This is a genomic window from Pantoea sp. VS1 (genome assembly GCF_002207995.1).
Taxonomy (GTDB): Bacteria; Pseudomonadota; Gammaproteobacteria; order Enterobacterales; family Enterobacteriaceae; genus Pantoea; species Pantoea dispersa.
The window spans coordinates 1-415 of sequence record NZ_NHZE01000168.1 but is presented as its reverse complement, the minus strand read 5'-3'; the positions used below and the strand labels follow the sequence as shown (position 1 = coordinate 415).

1 pseudogene is annotated in these 415 nt (G+C 58.1%); it reads right to left on the bottom strand.

What is annotated here, in order from left to right:
* Positions 1 to 397: pseudogene (locus CBW22_RS25650) on the bottom strand (transposase); the annotation flags it as partial.
* Positions 398 to 415 lie beyond the last annotated feature (18 nt).

The window sequence follows — 415 nt, the reverse complement described above, 5'->3', positions numbered from 1 at the left end:
GCGTCAGCAGCCGGACGCTGAGCCGAGTAACGGCAGGTTGAAAGTGACAGACCTGCCAGCCTGCAGGCACGGCGTTGCGACAAACCTGCGGCCTCGCACATGACTTCCACGGCTTCCCGCTTCTGGTCTGTCGTCAGAACTTTCGGCCAAGAGCCACCTGAAGCGCCTCCTTATCCAGCATGGCTTCAGCGAGCAGCTTCTTGAGGCGGGCGTTCTCCTCTTCAAGCGACTTGAGCCGCTTCACTTCGGGAACTTCCATGCCACCAAACTTCTTGCGCCAGGTGTAAAAGGTAGCGTCTGAAATGGCATGCTTGCGGCAGAGTTCCCGGGCTGAAACCCCGGCTTCTGCCTCGCGGAGAATACTGATGATCTGTTCGTCGGAAAATCGCTTCTTCATGGGGATGTCCTCATGTGG